General features: G+C 41.9%; 14 protein-coding genes. 1 reads left to right on the top strand and 13 read right to left on the bottom strand.

Annotated elements, in window-relative coordinates; all coding sequences use genetic code 11:
* Nucleotide 1: 1 nt before the first annotated feature.
* From ACYQ0C_RS02890 to ACYQ0C_RS02860, 7 genes are all read right to left on the bottom strand, one after another.
* On the bottom strand, nucleotides 2–1,669 hold the full coding sequence (locus ACYQ0C_RS02890) for an OstA-like protein (protein WP_016278224.1): 1,668 nt from the start codon (nucleotides 1,667–1,669) through the stop codon (nucleotides 2–4).
* A 19-nt stretch (nucleotides 1,670–1,688) separates the two neighbouring features.
* Nucleotides 1,689–3,047 (bottom strand): peptidylprolyl isomerase, encoded by a 1,359-nt coding sequence (locus ACYQ0C_RS02885; protein WP_016278225.1) that lies wholly within the window; start codon nucleotides 3,045–3,047, stop codon nucleotides 1,689–1,691.
* 4 nt (nucleotides 3,048–3,051) lie between these two features.
* Nucleotides 3,052–3,924: a peptidyl-prolyl cis-trans isomerase gene (locus ACYQ0C_RS02880; RefSeq protein WP_016278226.1), complete on the bottom strand. Its 873-nt coding sequence runs from the start codon at nucleotides 3,922–3,924 to the stop codon at nucleotides 3,052–3,054.
* A gap of 36 nt (nucleotides 3,925–3,960) precedes the next feature.
* On the bottom strand, nucleotides 3,961–5,298 hold the full coding sequence (locus ACYQ0C_RS02875; RefSeq protein WP_016278227.1) for a peptidylprolyl isomerase: 1,338 nt from the start codon (nucleotides 5,296–5,298) through the stop codon (nucleotides 3,961–3,963).
* A 13-nt stretch (nucleotides 5,299–5,311) separates the two neighbouring features.
* The gene (gene guaB, locus ACYQ0C_RS02870; RefSeq protein ID WP_016278228.1) at nucleotides 5,312–6,787 is read right to left on the bottom strand and encodes an IMP dehydrogenase; all 1,476 of its coding nucleotides are present in this window, start codon (nucleotides 6,785–6,787) and stop codon (nucleotides 5,312–5,314) included.
* Nucleotides 6,788–7,112: 325 nt separating this feature from the next.
* The gene (locus ACYQ0C_RS02865; protein WP_257205075.1) at nucleotides 7,113–7,238 is read right to left on the bottom strand and encodes a hypothetical protein; all 126 of its coding nucleotides are present in this window, start codon (nucleotides 7,236–7,238) and stop codon (nucleotides 7,113–7,115) included.
* Between the two features lie 102 nt (nucleotides 7,239–7,340).
* Complete coding sequence (locus ACYQ0C_RS02860) at nucleotides 7,341–8,834, bottom strand: Fic family protein (RefSeq protein ID WP_016278231.1); 1,494 nt, start codon at nucleotides 8,832–8,834, stop codon at nucleotides 7,341–7,343.
* Between the two features lie 242 nt (nucleotides 8,835–9,076).
* On the opposite strand from ACYQ0C_RS02860, the gene ACYQ0C_RS02855 reads away from it, so the two are divergent.
* On the top strand, nucleotides 9,077–9,637 hold the full coding sequence (locus tag ACYQ0C_RS02855; protein WP_016278232.1) for a transposase: 561 nt from the start codon (nucleotides 9,077–9,079) through the stop codon (nucleotides 9,635–9,637).
* Nucleotides 9,638–10,084: 447 nt separating this feature from the next.
* Here the strand turns inward: ACYQ0C_RS02855 and ACYQ0C_RS02850 are convergent, their stop codons facing one another.
* The 6 genes from ACYQ0C_RS02850 to ACYQ0C_RS02825 form a co-directional block, all read right to left on the bottom strand.
* Complete coding sequence (locus tag ACYQ0C_RS02850; protein WP_016278233.1) at nucleotides 10,085–10,531, bottom strand: hypothetical protein; 447 nt, start codon at nucleotides 10,529–10,531, stop codon at nucleotides 10,085–10,087.
* 536 nt (nucleotides 10,532–11,067) lie between these two features.
* Nucleotides 11,068–12,507, bottom strand: a complete 1,440-nt coding sequence (locus ACYQ0C_RS02845) for a transglutaminase domain-containing protein (protein ID WP_244964613.1) — start codon at nucleotides 12,505–12,507, stop codon at nucleotides 11,068–11,070.
* A gap of 80 nt (nucleotides 12,508–12,587) precedes the next feature.
* On the bottom strand, nucleotides 12,588–13,064 hold the full coding sequence (locus ACYQ0C_RS02840; protein WP_016278236.1) for a hypothetical protein: 477 nt from the start codon (nucleotides 13,062–13,064) through the stop codon (nucleotides 12,588–12,590).
* A 184-nt stretch (nucleotides 13,065–13,248) separates the two neighbouring features.
* Nucleotides 13,249–13,680 (bottom strand): hypothetical protein, encoded by a 432-nt coding sequence (locus tag ACYQ0C_RS02835; RefSeq protein ID WP_016278237.1) that lies wholly within the window; start codon nucleotides 13,678–13,680, stop codon nucleotides 13,249–13,251.
* Nucleotides 13,681–13,694: 14 nt separating this feature from the next.
* Complete coding sequence (locus ACYQ0C_RS02830; protein WP_016278238.1) at nucleotides 13,695–14,264, bottom strand: hypothetical protein; 570 nt, start codon at nucleotides 14,262–14,264, stop codon at nucleotides 13,695–13,697.
* Nucleotides 14,261–14,839 carry a stage II sporulation protein M gene (locus ACYQ0C_RS02825; protein ID WP_016278239.1) on the bottom strand — a complete coding sequence of 193 codons (579 nt, stop codon included), beginning with the start codon at nucleotides 14,837–14,839 and terminating at the stop codon, nucleotides 14,261–14,263. Before ACYQ0C_RS02825 ends, ACYQ0C_RS02830 begins: the two co-directional genes overlap by 4 nt.
* Nucleotides 14,840–14,998: the final 159 nt, after the last annotated feature.

Below are 14,998 nucleotides of genomic sequence, written 5' to 3'. Positions count from 1 at the left end.
GCTATTTCTTTTTATTAAATAAGTTATGATTCGGCAAAGGAACAGCGCTCCGGTTGCTCTTTTTCAATTCCTGACCGGCTTTCTTTCCACGCCAAAGAAAGATATCCTCCTTGTTCAGCGGACGGATATAGTCAAGCCACGCAAAGTTATCCAGCTTCATCTTCTCCGGCGGACGCTGAAGCATAGGATAAAGCGTGCCGTTCGATTTCGGACTCATCGTCATCTTTTTCATCTTCCGGTTCTCCAGAAATATATTCAACAGACTGGTTTCAGAAACATTCATTCCGATCAGCGTGCTGTCGCTTTCCATCGGATAATATACCAGACGGACCGAACCGATCACATCCACCTTACGCATCTCCCCCCCCTTGAACCAAGCCTTTATCTCTTTTCCCGTCACCTGATTATAACTGGTAGAATCCAGTCGCTCTACAGACAAAGCCTGATTCAGTATATGCGCCCAGTCTATCGTACTGTCATTCATATAAATCATGATTTTCTCTCCCAGCAGCTGCTGGTTGTTATTCCACAGAACAGGATCATCATACATGGTCAGGCAACTATCCTTGGAGGAAAAGACCAACGAGTCGCATACCCCCTGCACATCCGTGCGATACATACGCACTTTATGATATGCCCTCATTTCCCGGAACATAGAATCGGTATTCAGATAATACGTGTACATCTGCAAGGTATCGGCATGCATAAACAAGCTGTCACCTTGCGAATAATCCACCGCCACCGCTTTTTTAGTAGCGAAAGCATACTTGGTCAGCTCATTGTAATAACAATAATCCCCGGTCAGCATATTCCTGTTTATCGTATCCGTCATGATCACATTGTCAAACGCCTCCCCGTATCCTTTTACACGATCATAGAACAGGCTGTCACCTGTCAGTCGCTTCCCCTCGTTCGTCAGTATGGAACGGTTCAACAGTTCCGCCTGTCCTATCTGGGTATTATAAAATCCCAGTTCCGAATAAATATGGTTGGCGTCACTGACAATGTCGGACGGACCGAGGATATTGGCTATTTTGGTTGCCGTGCTGTACCGCAACGTATCAGAAGTCAATGTAAATTTAGGATTAACCAGCTTCACATCATAGTTGAACACGGATATCTTGGTAGCCGGACTGTATTCCCCCCATTCCGAGGTCAACACATTTTCCTCGTCCATCAACGTCCCGCCCTCAAAGTAGTATCCCAGATTATAAATACGGTCGTAGTTCAGACTATCAGTCAACAAAGTCGTGTTCTTGTTCTCCATACGCACATTATAGCGTACTTGGGCAATCTGGGTATTTCCGTCATAAAACAGATAGTCCCCATACAGAAACAAGGTATCGCCCTGCACCATCTTCACATTGTCAAACGCCTCCAGCGAGTTCGTTTTCTCATAGAAGCAAGCGCTGTCACAATACATATAGATACTGTCATGACGGAACGCGACATTTCCAATCAAAATCTGCGCATCCGGGTCCGGATTCAGCGGACTCTTCTTCAACACATCCGAATGCAACAGATACACCTTGCTTCTGGCAGGCTTCTGCCCCCCTTTTTTAACCGGCTTCACCTGAGCCAGCAAGCAAAAGCCGAACAGGCACAGGACACTTGCCACAAGTATCCTATGCCTGCCCGAAGAGTATTTATTCTTTCCTTTTCCAAGCATATACTTTATACACTACATTTTATTTCTTTACCCAACCCGGATATTTGAAATCGCATTTCTGCCACTTCTCATTAATACGCACGTAGGTATGTTTTTGTTTATCCTTGATCCATTTATCAAGCTTTTCCTCGCTTCGTTTTTCCATCACGATACCTTTCAGGCGCTGGTAGTCTTCCGTAATGGTCGCTTTATGTCCGTTCAAGCGGGTTTTCAATTTCACGATAGCACAAATCTCCTTTCCTTTTGTATTAATCATGGTAAACGGTTTGGAGATCTCGCCCACGTTCATCGTCTCTATCATCTTTGCGGCCTCCTGCGACACCTGCGCCAGTTGCTGCATTTCAAAACGTGCCGTACCGGTCTGCGGGTTCGCCATCAAGCCATGATTGTTACGAGTTTCTTTATCGTGAGAGATATAAGTGGCGGCATCATCAAACGTGAATTTCTCATTACGGATATCATCAGCAATGGAATCCAGACGCAACAAAGCCGCTTCCAGATCTTTCTCGTCCACTTTCGGTTTTAACAAGATATGGCGGGTATTGATACGGTCGCCACGTTTTTCAATCAGCTGGATAATATGGAAACCGAATTCAGACTCCACAATCTTGGACACCTTGTTAGGGTCTTGCAGATTGAACGCCACATTCGCATATTCGGGCACCAGTTCGGCTCTGCCCATAAAGCCAAGCTCACCGCCACGACGGCGCGATCCTTCATCTTCCGAATACAGACGCGCCAAAGTGGAGAAAGCGATCTCGCCGGAAGTGACACGTTCCGTATAGTCGCGCAAAGTCTTCTTCACCCGCTCAATCTCCTCTTGTGGGATCTTAGGCTCCATGGTAATGATCTGCACTTCCACCTGGGTCGGGATGAAAGGAATACTGTCTTGAGGAAGATCCTTGAAATAACGACGAACCTCGGCCGGAGTGATCTTGATATCCCCCACAATCTGCTGCTGCATCTTCTGCACCGTTTTTCCGTCACGTATATTCTCGCGGAGCATCTCGCGTATCTGCGTAGAAGTCTTATTATAATATTCCTCCACTTTCTCCTTAGAGCCGATCTGGTCTATCAGCCAGCTTGTGCGTCTTTCCACATCACTGATAATTTCCTGTTCGGAAACCTCAATACTATCAATAGCGGCCTGATGGAGGAATAATTTCTGGATGGCAAGCTGTTCCGGGATAATACAATACGGATCACCATCAAACTTACGTCCTTCATACTGGGCATTCAGGCGCTCATTCTCCACATCCGATTTCAGAATGGCCTCGTCGCCTACTACCCATACAACCTCGTCTATCACATTGTCTTGCCCATATACAGAAACAACGGCAAACAGCATCAGCACCAGTGCATAAACTTTGGTACACATCAATTTATTCATTTGAATTCAAATAATAGTAATTAATCTTGTTCCTATCCGAAGCGCGTTGGTATAACTCTTCTTTGACTTTATTTATAAATTCAACCCGCTTCAGGTTTATTAAAATCTCCTTAATCTCCTTCCTTGCAAAATCCAGCGGCCGCTGTTGGTTCTTACCTAGGAATTCCTCCACATGCAGGAAATAACAAAACGCCGTGTCTTTTACTTCTATATTCCGGTTCTTGTCCAAATAGTTCTCATCCGTATCCAGCACTTTCAAAGGAATTTTGACAGCGACATCGGACAACGGCACCCAACGGTCATAAAAATAATCATAACTCACCGCATTGCGCAAGCTGTATTTTTCCAGACTCTCAACCGCATTCCGGTTGTTCTGCTTATACCATTTACGCACACTCGCCAAATCCTGAGAATGAAGAGGCACCTTTATAAACAGCCCTTTCACAAAAGGATGTTCCGTATGAAACAACTCCTTGTTTTTCTCATAATAAGCATTGATTTCCTCATCACTTATCTCATTGGCCAGTTTCTGGTTAATCAGTTCCTCCTGATACGTATGCATGATCAATGCCCTGCGATAGTTCTCCACCAGCTTGGCTATCTTCGCGTTATCAGGAATATTTCCTTCCGCCTTATCAAAAAGCAGCACATCCTCCACCCAATTCTTTATATAGTGCTCCGCAAACAAGACACTATCATCTTTTGAAATATGGAAAGGAACCGCCGTCTGCAAGTCCTCTTTATAGAGATACTCACCGGCTACTTCCACTAAAGGAGTTTTCCCCTTATGGTCGTGCTCCTGGCCACATCCCGACAAAGCACCCGCTATAATAAGTAACACTCCCCAGTTTTTCACGATATTCATATAACATTAAAATAGTGAACGAAGATACTGCAATAATTAATTACTTCCGTTATTATTAACTGTTTTTAAAACCTCTTGGTTAATTTCAACCTTATATTTCCGCTTCAAATCTTTTAACCAGGCATCCTCACAAACAGCCAGATAGTCCTTGACAACCGCCTCTCTTACATCCTCATAGCTTTCAGGCCCTTTCTTCAGCTTCTTTCCCATCACAAAAGTATAGGGCAAATCCGGATCAGGCTGAAAGCCACCGCATTTAAAGACCAGCTTATCAATATACCGGTTAGTCCCTATCTGAAAAACGCCCGCTTCTATACGGACTTGGGAAGAAGCAGTGCCTCCGTCCAACTCATGTATGATCTCCTCCCATTGGGATACCGGCTTTTTCTTCAACAATTTCTTAATGGCCGAAGCTCTCTTTTTATCCTTGCAATGAATCACCGCCCCCCGGTAATGCGGCAATTCCCATACATAGTCCGATTTATGCTGCTTGAAAAAGCGTTCCAGATCGTTCTCGCTCCAGCTCTCATCATCCGATGGATGTTTCTGTGACAAATAGGCAGCAAGCAGACCATCGTGCAATTCCCGCAACTGAGCCGCCAGCCTCTCTTTCTGTTCCTCCGAAAGCTCCCCACAGGTATGGTTGCCGTTCTTCTCCAGATAATCCAACAGTTTTTCCCGTTTTTCCTCAAAACTGATCCCCGGCTTACGGTCTATCCATTTCACTATATGAATACCCATAGGCGAATAAAAAGGAGTTGAAATCTGGTTCTTTTCCAAAGACGCCAGCTTGTCTATCCATTCCTGCATATTCTTGTTCACAGGCATCCACGGCAACACCCCTCCCGCATCCTTGCAAGACTCATCATCCGAGTACCGGCACGCCAATGCCGCAAAATCCGCCCCTTCCCGCAATGCGGCATAAACAGAATCCATCTGCCGCCGCGCCTCTTGTTCCTCCCGGCGGCTTGCATTCTGAGGCAAGTACCTGCTGATATGGGCAATTTTTATCCACTCACTCGCCTGCAAACGCCGCTCGCCCTGCAGGTATAGCCGGCGGGCGTCCTGCTCCTCTCTTCCGGCATCCACCAGATAAGTTTTTAAAAGCTTGCCCCGGCACCACTCCATCTGTCTGCGGAAAGCGGCCAACGTATCAATACCCGTATCGTGCGCATAACGCACTTTCAATTTATAGTTGATGAAAGAAGGCAGAAAGGAATCCGGCGTGCGATGAGGGGATTTACGGAAATAAGATTCAAACTCGGAGCGTCTTACCGGTTCACCGTCAATCGATAACACAACTTCTCCTTGCGCCCGCATTTCCAACACGAACACAAGGAGAAGTGACAAAATACCGGCTATTCTACGCGGCATCATTCATACGTTTTTATTGAGGACGGCTATAGTTAGGAGCCTCGCTGGTGATGGCCACATCATGCGGATGACTTTCCAACACACCGGCATTGGTGATACGGGTGAATTTGGCGTCGTGCAATTGCTCTATGTTGGCAGCACCACAATATCCCATCCCCGCACGAAGACCACCTACCAGTTGGTAGATCACTTCATACAATGTACCTTTATAAGGAACACGGGCTGCAATACCTTCCGGCACCAGTTTCTTCACATCGGCGGTTCCGCTCTGGAAATAACGGTCCTTCGATCCGTTTTCCATCGCCTCCAATGACCCCATGCCGCGATACGACTTGAACTTACGTCCGTTGAAGATAATCGTATCACCCGGCGATTCTTCCGTTCCGGCAACCAGCGAACCGATCATCACACTGTAACCACCGGCAGCCAAAGCCTTCACCACATCCCCCGAGTAACGCAGACCACCATCGGCGATCAAAGGTACACCTGTGCCTTTCAGTGCCTTGGCAACATCATACACGGCAGAAAGCTGGGGAACGCCTACACCTGCCACCACACGGGTCGTACAGATGGATCCCGGGCCTATTCCTACTTTCACACCGTCCGCACCGGCTTCCACCAGCATTTTGGCGGCTTCGCCTGTAGCGATATTACCTACCACAATATCAATATTCGGGAAGCGTTTCTTGGCTTCTTTCAATTTTTCAATCACATACATGGAATGACCATGAGCCGTATCAATGACGATAGCGTCCGCACCGGCCTCAACCAAAGCCTGCATACGGTCCAGCGTATCAGCAGTAACGCCCACACCGGCAGCTACACGCAGACGTCCCTTGGCATCCTTGCAAGCCATCGGTTTGTCTTTAGCTTTTGTAATATCTTTATAGGTAATAAGGCCTACCAGTTTACCGTCTTTATCAACTACCGGCAATTTTTCGATTTTATGCTCTTGCAGAATCCGTGAAGCAGCCTCCATGTCAGTAGACTGGTTGGTGGTAACGATATTCTCTTTCGTCATCACCTCATCGATATGCTTGTCCATATCCTTCTCGAAACGAAGGTCGCGGTTGGTCACGATACCTACCAAGTATCTTTCATCGTCCACCACAGGAATACCACCGATTCTATATTCAGCCATCAAGGCAAGGGCGTCTCTCACGGTAGACCCTCTCTTGATCGTCACGGGATCATAAATCATACCGTTTTCCGCACGTTTCACAATAGCCACCTGGCGTGCCTGCTCTTCGATAGACATGTTTTTGTGAATCACACCGATTCCTCCTTCGCGGGCAATGGCGATAGCCATTTTCGCTTCTGTCACGGTATCCATGGCAGCAGTCACAAAAGGTACTTTCAACTCGATGTTGCGTGAGAACTTAGTCGTGAGTTCGACTGTTTTCGGTAAAACTTCAGAATAGGCGGGGATCAACAATACATCGTCGTAGGTCAATCCGTCCATTACAATTTTATCTGCAATAAATGACATAGGGCTTTATGCGTTTAGATTTTATTGCGTGCAAATATACGGATTTTATTCAATATGGAAAAATGATAGAATATTTTTTTGTTAAGGTGAAAGAAAATTTAGCAGATGTCCACTTTTATACCATCCTCATATAATGGATTCCAGGTATGGTCTTCATTTACATTTCCCCACACTATTACATAATCAATAGTAGCCATAAACCCAAGTACCCACATAGGGAGTCAAATCAATAGAATAAACAGTGTCTTTCTGGCCCATTACATCCAAAAAGGCAAAACACAAAATTAAAAGCAAAACTAACTTTCTCATAACATTTAAAGCCTGTTTAAATTTTCTTCAATAATAATTTTATCGCTGATATTTTGACCATTTCCTCTGCCGAATCGAATGTCCATTCATCGTTTCGGCAGAGCCTCCTGTCATTTTCCATCCATGAAAATGTTCTTTCCACAATTCATCTTTTATTATAAGCTTGGTCACTTCAAATAAAGATATTAGTGGGCAGGTACGGAAACCTTCTTAAAATTTTATTTCAACAATTTTTAAACAGGCTCTAAATACTCGATAAAAATTTCACAAAAGAGACTATATTCCCCTCAACGCTTGCTTTTTCGAGGGCTGCCATATATTCATCCCGCCTTTCCACCGGAATAATCAACCAATCGTAACCACCCGAAGCCAACATGGTATTCATTAAGAACCGCCCGACACGACCGTTTCCATCCATAAAGGGATGAATATAAGTAAACAGGAAATGACCTAAGACGGCTCTTACACAGGCTTCCTGTTCTTCTTTAAGCAATTCAAACAAAGTGGTCATGGCATCACGAAGTGCACCCGGATTGAGTGGTGTGTGCATCGAATTACGAATATAAACCTGATGAGAACGATAACCGACAATATCGGATGGTTTGATAATGCCTGCCGTAACGCAAGGCATGAACATTTCACTGTGCCATACCGATAAGTTCCGTTCCGCCACATCCGCACTGTTACTACCGTTTAAAATATCGGATACACTCTTTTTGACTTCCTGAAAGGCTTGCCAATAACCACGTGCCGCAAGCGCATTCTTTGAATCCATATCCTCTCCATCCGGCTTCCATGCACCGCTTTTTACCTTGTTTATTAATTCATCAGTAACCCGATATCCCTCGATAGACAAGGAGTGATAAGCATCCAATTTGTATCGGGTTTCCATTCGCTCTAAAAATTCTTTGGCGGAAAGATTACTTTTAAGCCGGGTGAAATTAGCTATTACATCTTCTCTCATATTCTGCCACATCAAGCGCAAACGGACAGCATAGGGAGATTGTGACAAATGAATTTCCATCACCTTTTCAAACGGGTCTTCTTCATAAATAGTATAACCCATACGCTTCATCGTTCCGGCAATTTCATCGGCCATGTCCGTTCGCCCGATATTACGAAATGCTCCAATCACCCTGCCTGCCCGGACTGTTTGCCCTGTATCAACCAATATCTTCAAAATATCCGAGCTATCATGAACCATTGCAAGGGCAGTCCGCATCGTTAGCGCATCGTTGCGATACATGGTAGGCGTAGCTACGATAATAGCTTCCGCCAGTGTATAGAGGTTGAGATTATACGGATTGTTCGTATCAATCTTTAAGGGCAATTCTGCCCCCAAATTGAAAACAGAGGTCGGAGGAATTAACGGAACCATATAGTCGTTGCCTTTAGGTGCTCTTATAAGAACTTGGTTTGGTATGGTGGTAGCACCTGTATATATCGACAATGATTGTTCGGCAGATAAACACCACTCATTGCCGTAGCGTTCATTTGCATATCGGGTAATAAAGTTCCAAAACGAAGCATACCACGCCGTACTGTCGCCCGGCATTGCCCTTGGGTCGGTAACCACATACCAACCCTTTATGATGGGTTTGAGAAAATGATTATCAACCAATCTTTTTATGTGTGTCCGGGATAAGTCACTACTTCTGATTATCGTAAAATCATTACCCTGTTGCACTTGTTTCAGTGCATCCAAAGAAGATGCTAACAGTTCTGCTATCGTTGCCATAATCTTGATTTTCTTATGTATTACACGAATATTCTGCTGTTGTAAAACACGAATATACCTCCTTTGTATTACACGAATATTTTGCAAATATAGTCAAATATACTTGGAAAACAAATAAATAGAAGCATAACAAAATGCAAAGAAAGATTTAGAGCCTGTTTTAATTTTGTAGTTTGAAGTAAAAAGAGTGTTTCTTCTTTCCGTCAAAATGATTATTTTTAGTTACCAAGCTTAAAATAATTATGTATTGTACGGATTTAGAAGAAACACAGTGGCAAGTTATCAAGAAAATCTTGAACCTGCAAGAAAGGAAACGAAAATATGATTTGCGTGAAATATGGAATACTATCTTCTACCTGGTCAAAACAGGATGTCAGTGGCGTATGCTTCCTTCTAATTTTGCTCCTTGGGAGCTGGTTTACTATTATTATCGCAAATGGTGTTCTCTAGGTGAATTTGATTTGTTATTGAACAACTTACGTGAAAAAGTGCGTGTCAATATGGGACAAAAAGCAGAATGTAGTCTAGGTAAAATCATATTAACCGATGCCGGTTATCGTGGGGAAATAGCGGACAAGATAAAAACTGCTTTTGGATATATCCTTGAAGTTGTGGTAAGTGGAGATAAGGTAAATGGATTCAAGCCAATAGGAAAAAGATGGATTGTGGAAAGGACATTTTCATGGTTTGACAACTATAGAAGACTCTGCCGAAACGATGAATGGACATTCGATTCGGCAGAGGAAATGGTCAAACTAGCATCTATTAGGATGCTATTGAATAAAATTTTAACAGGCTCTTAAATTGCACAAAGTGTGATTCCCAAATAAACAAAAAATTTGGGATAAGACAAAACATCTATTCAAAGAACAACCCTGAGTTCCACGGTTCTTCGTTTATCGTCACTGGCATGAGATGTCTGTGAGGCCTGTTTGGTTGTAAAGAAAAGTAAGATATCTTCGTGAGCCAAGTAAGTGGTGTTACTTTGCCCGGGAACATATCTTACTTTGGCCACGAAGATATCTTACTTTTTTCAGTGGGATATGATCGTTCATGATACCTCTAGTATCAAGATCTATCTCGGTTGCAAATTGTACAGGAGAAAACGTGAGTGACTAAAATAGCAAAGGTTATGAATTATTCAGGCTAGGTGACTAGACTTAACCACGTCCGTAGTTAATGGATATTGAACTTTCAAATCATCAAAGACACAAATTTTCATCCATCCGCAAAGATAGACCAGACACCCTCTACCGTAAAGCATACCCCAAAGCCTCACCCAATTCTTCCAACGAATATCTCCCCGGCTGCAATTCTAGTTTCTTGGTGTATCTGGAAGGGTCACCGCTTTCATTTCTGTACAAGATAATCAATCTGCTACCCTTTACCCTCATGCTTATTATATCTTCCTTCCAGAGTACCATATCCTTGTATATCTCATGACAACTCGTACTAAAAATTATAACAGCTGGACATACAAATACAAAAAGCGGATAGATGCTAAAACGATGTTCTATAAAACTAGGAGAGAGAACTAACAGCCCCCAAAAAAGACTGGCCGCCACCATCTTAACACTCAAGAAATTGCGAAGCTTTATTCCCAAAGACCGTTTCTTGACCTTTTTGAACTCATATCTGTCACCAGTTATGTATAATGTATCATACCGGAAGTATAATTCCTGTTTTTCATTTTCCATCCATATACTCCTTTCTATTTACGTCTTTCATTTTTTCCGATGATGAATCTCAGTAGAGTAAAAAAAAAGTAAAATAGCCGCAACCCATAGAGCCGCAACTCCTCCGCCCTTGTTTTGCGGTATTACATACCACAATAGACAATAAGTTATTACTACACCAATCACAAGAGGCAACAATTTAATCCTTTTTTCTGCATTTCCTTTTTTCATTTTATAACACATAATCGGATATTCTATGATCCATTTCATTCATACAATACCAATTTGATTTTCATGACTACATTATTCATTAGTTTGACATCGGTAAAATTAGGAATAATACAATGAACCACCTAAAAAGTAATATAGACAAATTGCAGGCTAAGAAACATTTTATAAACAATTATATACCAATAAATTACAAATAGCAGTTCATACAAACGGAGCATCATCTATAGACAAGAACATCAACGGACACGCATCACAAATAGAGCTTGCCCGTATCATCTGCCATAAATTCCTGTATTTTTTTCTTCATCCGGACTATCCACCCCATATTACCACCAAATCTGCTTTCCGTTTTCATACGTGAAAATCCGCTCTTCTTTTCCCTTCGTATGATTATGCAGCCAAAGCAATGCATTCTTGGGTACTTCCACATATACCAATGTGTCGTGTCCGGCTGTTTTTCTACCGAGGCTGCACCATTCATCATTCCAATAGAAAAGTTCATAGTCATCACCCGGTACCACTTCATTACTATCGTGAACATCAGCAGCTATTTTATTAGACTTAGGATATTTGCGATGTAAAGTGACAGATTCCCGATCGGACAAAACAGGGCGATGAGAGCGGATTTCACCTCCTTCATATAAAATGACCGGAGCGGCGAAAGGTTTCAATATTCCCCGTTCGTGAACGACCGGAAGATATGCAATGCCTTTCCCTTCTTCCCTGTAACCATCTATCTTGTTATCTCCCCAAAGAAGTCCCCTTCCCATGTTCCGGAAAGTCACGTTCCCATTCTCCGAACTTGCCAAGGCCACCGGTATCCACCGACTATTATTAAATGTGCACAAGTACGCCTGTTCATTCTTACCGTCCAATGGAAAACTGACATCGGACAAAGGCATATCATATCCTTGTGTCACATCTTCCTCACCGGGAGACCGGTACTGCATTCTATACACTTTAGAAACTTTATAGACCACAAAGTTCTTCCCGTCCGGTCCGTAACCGATATCAACAAAATGTCCGGCAGTGTCTTTCACTACATTCCAACAATGTGCAGAACTCCTGTTGGCCCACGCCTTGACGACATCCGTTGCCGCAGGTATGCCGATAGCACGCAAAGACAAAGTGAGGAAAGCGGTCATGTCATCACAAGTTCCCCATTGCAAACTGTCCATTTCTTCATAACTCATGATATACGGATATTTGGTCATGCCTGCATTATAGCGCACCGGATAACGCATGGCAATGCTGCGGGCTATATCCTGGGGTGCATTCAACGAATCCAGCCAGTGGCCATAACGCTGCAAGGCAGTTCTCCGCCAATGAGACAGAGGTTCATGAGCCACCCGATAAGGCAATACATAACAACAGAAATCATCAAATGAATAATGCTTTGCCACCCCCCTCCGATTCCATACCTTAAACGCCGATTCTATATTCTCTATCAAATAGTCACTTGTCATAACTTCTATATCCCTGACTATTTTAATCCGGGATTCGGGTTGGATTTTTGAAATAGAATCGAATACAGCAGCCACAAGCGAACGGGATATTTCCCAACTGACGGGATCGTCCTTATCCAAAGACAACAAAGCCCGTGCGTATGTGTCCGTGGAATCCAAAGGTAACACAGCATATTGATCCGGCATATTCTCAATAAGGAAACAAGCTGCCTGATATTTCAACGTATCATCCTGATAGTATGCCAGTACTTTTTCCAGCTCCGTCCGGTTATCGCCTGCCACACGCAAAGCACGTTCCAAGGCGGTCTTTTCCGGTAAGCAAGAAAAAAACGCGTTGATTAGAAATATAAAAGATAAAAGCCTCAACATTTCATATCCGATTAAGGAACCGTTACTCCTTCGGGTACCAAAAACTTCTCGGCCGGGACTTCTACATTCTCCTGAATTTCCGTAGCCTGCTCGGTAACGATAACCATTCCATTGGATGAAGTCTCGTTCTTCAGCGGAATACCTTTCCATATCCAGACCGTGGAATGGGTGGTTTGTCCTCCATACACTACCTCCAAAGTGTACTTGGTACACTTTCGGCCCAGTATTTCTTCTGTCCCCACTTCCTTTATCTTGTGCAGTTCACGTATTTCATCCGTCAGATTCAAATAGTTGACCGGCTTGACGGGCAAAGTTGCTTTATTGGCCACCTTCATGTCGAGATCAATAGAGATAATCTTATCCCCATCGGCTATTGTCCGGATATGTTTCTCCACATTTGCCACGCCTCCCACTTTCATCGTAAGTTCAGACGCCTCCTTTCTGCCGTAATCGTCAAAATACTGCACGCCTTGCACTTTCTGCCCCATAGTGACCGCCTCTTTCTTGAGGATGGCAGACTTGATTCCATACTTCGCCTCCTAGGCGAATGCCGTTACTGTAGCCGATAGCAACAGAACAGCCAATAAACATTTTACTTTCATAATCATTCTTTTAATTACTTTTTTTGATAGCCCCATCCTAACAAGACAGGCTTTATATCCCATAGAGAATCTATTGAAAAACAGATTCTAACACCTCATCAGGTAACATATCCGACTTCAATTCCACTAGTTTTACAGCACTTGTCGCTTTATTATTTTCTTTCCTATAAAAAATAAGTAGCGTATCGTTCTTGACGCTCATACTTTGTATATCTTCCTTCTGAATAATCAGGTTTCTATGCTTCTCATAATAATCCATCACAGACAAAAATATAACGGGAAATACAACAGGCAAAAATGCAAATGCATTGAGATGTCCACCTAAAACAGGAATACAAAAAACAAAAAAGAGTATAGCCAATATAAGAGTCACCACAAGTTTCATATTAAAGATGCCACAAAGCATTACTCTCCAAGGACGTTTATAGATTCTTTTAAATTCATACCTACCTTCTGTAATACATAAGGTATCATACCGAAATATTATTTTTTTCTCTTCCATATCATATAGTTTTTCTACATCACTAACTTAAACAATTCTGTTACAGCATATATAGACACAACAGGTATAGCAACAGACAATAAGGCATACAGCCATTTAAGATTATATAAATAATGTATTATGCAAGCAACTAATAAATAATAGAAGACAAATGAATAATTCAAAGCTTTTATTACTATTTTATAAGAATCATTCTGTAAGATCAATTGCGTTATATCAACACTGTCTTCAATAGATATACCATCCAACAATAAAACAGCAAAAAGGAGAATCACAGCTGGTATAAAATAAGGATATGCAGCTACAATAAGAAAACTTCCAAACGTTGTCTTTCCATCAAATAACAAAGCCATAAGATGAAATAATAAACATATTAATATCCAAACGATAATACTAGACACAATTGTAAGTCCATAATTTAATTGCACTATTTTCTCCATTAAAGCAACTTTTTCAATACCACCCACCATAAACAGAGTATTCAAGACTTTTACAAATTCTGCAATCATAACACTATATATCAATATAATAGTCAAGCCATACCATTTCGGCAACCTTAACAAAACATTTATTATTTGTCTCATTTCAATCCTTTTATAGAAATATAAACTTCAACAAAAGCTGCACCTAAAGTAATTACAAAAACGACACACAAGTATAGAGCCATTGGATTATAAAATTTTGCAGAGAAAGATTTTTTTCCACGCATAAATCTAATCATTTCCCATGCTATAGCTAATCCCATTGCACCAGATAACCAAAAACCAATCAATTCGAAACTATGCGGCAGAGTACTCTTCAAAATATTATTTAATCCAAAACCTGAATTATAAACTGTGATAAATACATCAGAAGCAGCCAATCCATTTATTGATAAATTTAAAAGTGTTACCAAACCCAATAGAAATCCTCCTAGAATATTTATCATACAACCATGTAGATTATTGCTGGATATCTCCAAAAATGCTTTAAAATATTCTTCTTTATCCAAAGCCTCTGTTATTTGTGAAACAATAATTCCTGTTTGAGACTCACTCGTCTTTGGAAGCGTTGGTAATTCTATCAAAAACATACGTAACAAGAAAGGCATCAACCAAAAGATAAATGAAACAAAAAAGAAATATTTATCATAAGATTTTATACAATATCCATTTTTCATATTACAAATCATATTAAAGTAATAACATAAATTTTTTCTCAATATCAGTGTTATAATAAAATAGACTTTCTACATTAGACAAATGTATTCAAAATACACACATTAAATATTTTTAATACGCATAATATATTCAATCTCTAACGGCAATATTTTATTGAG

This window comes from Phocaeicola sartorii JCM 17136 = DSM 21941 (assembly GCF_054653615.1).
The sequence above is the reverse complement of the archived record's forward strand: the minus strand, read 5'-3'. Positions and strand labels throughout refer to the sequence as shown.

Bases quoted from the DNA above. Each gene is read 5' to 3' on its own strand.
- ACYQ0C_RS02825 (WP_016278239.1), bottom strand. From the start codon at position 14,839: ATGAAAAATGGATATTGTATAAAATCTTATGATAAATATTTCTTTTTT.
- ACYQ0C_RS02855 (WP_016278232.1), top strand. From the start codon at position 9,077: ATGTATTGTACGGATTTAGAAGAAACACAGTGGCAAGTTATCAAGAAA.
- ACYQ0C_RS02850 (WP_016278233.1), bottom strand. From the start codon at position 10,531: ATGGAAAATGAAAAACAGGAATTATACTTCCGGTATGATACATTATAC.
- guaB (WP_016278228.1), bottom strand. From the start codon at position 6,787: ATGTCATTTATTGCAGATAAAATTGTAATGGACGGATTGACCTACGAC.
- ACYQ0C_RS02860 (WP_016278231.1), bottom strand. From the start codon at position 8,834: ATGGCAACGATAGCAGAACTGTTAGCATCTTCTTTGGATGCACTGAAA.
- ACYQ0C_RS02880 (WP_016278226.1), bottom strand. From the start codon at position 3,924: ATGAATATCGTGAAAAACTGGGGAGTGTTACTTATTATAGCGGGTGCT.
- ACYQ0C_RS02835 (WP_016278237.1), bottom strand. From the start codon at position 13,680: ATGGAAGAGAAAAAAATAATATTTCGGTATGATACCTTATGTATTACA.
- ACYQ0C_RS02830 (WP_016278238.1), bottom strand. From the start codon at position 14,264: ATGAGACAAATAATAAATGTTTTGTTAAGGTTGCCGAAATGGTATGGC.
- ACYQ0C_RS02840 (WP_016278236.1), bottom strand. From the start codon at position 13,064: ATGGGGCAGAAAGTGCAAGGCGTGCAGTATTTTGACGATTACGGCAGA.
- ACYQ0C_RS02875 (WP_016278227.1), bottom strand. From the start codon at position 5,298: ATGCCGCGTAGAATAGCCGGTATTTTGTCACTTCTCCTTGTGTTCGTG.
- ACYQ0C_RS02890 (WP_016278224.1), bottom strand. From the start codon at position 1,669: ATGCTTGGAAAAGGAAAGAATAAATACTCTTCGGGCAGGCATAGGATA.
- ACYQ0C_RS02885 (WP_016278225.1), bottom strand. From the start codon at position 3,047: ATGTGTACCAAAGTTTATGCACTGGTGCTGATGCTGTTTGCCGTTGTT.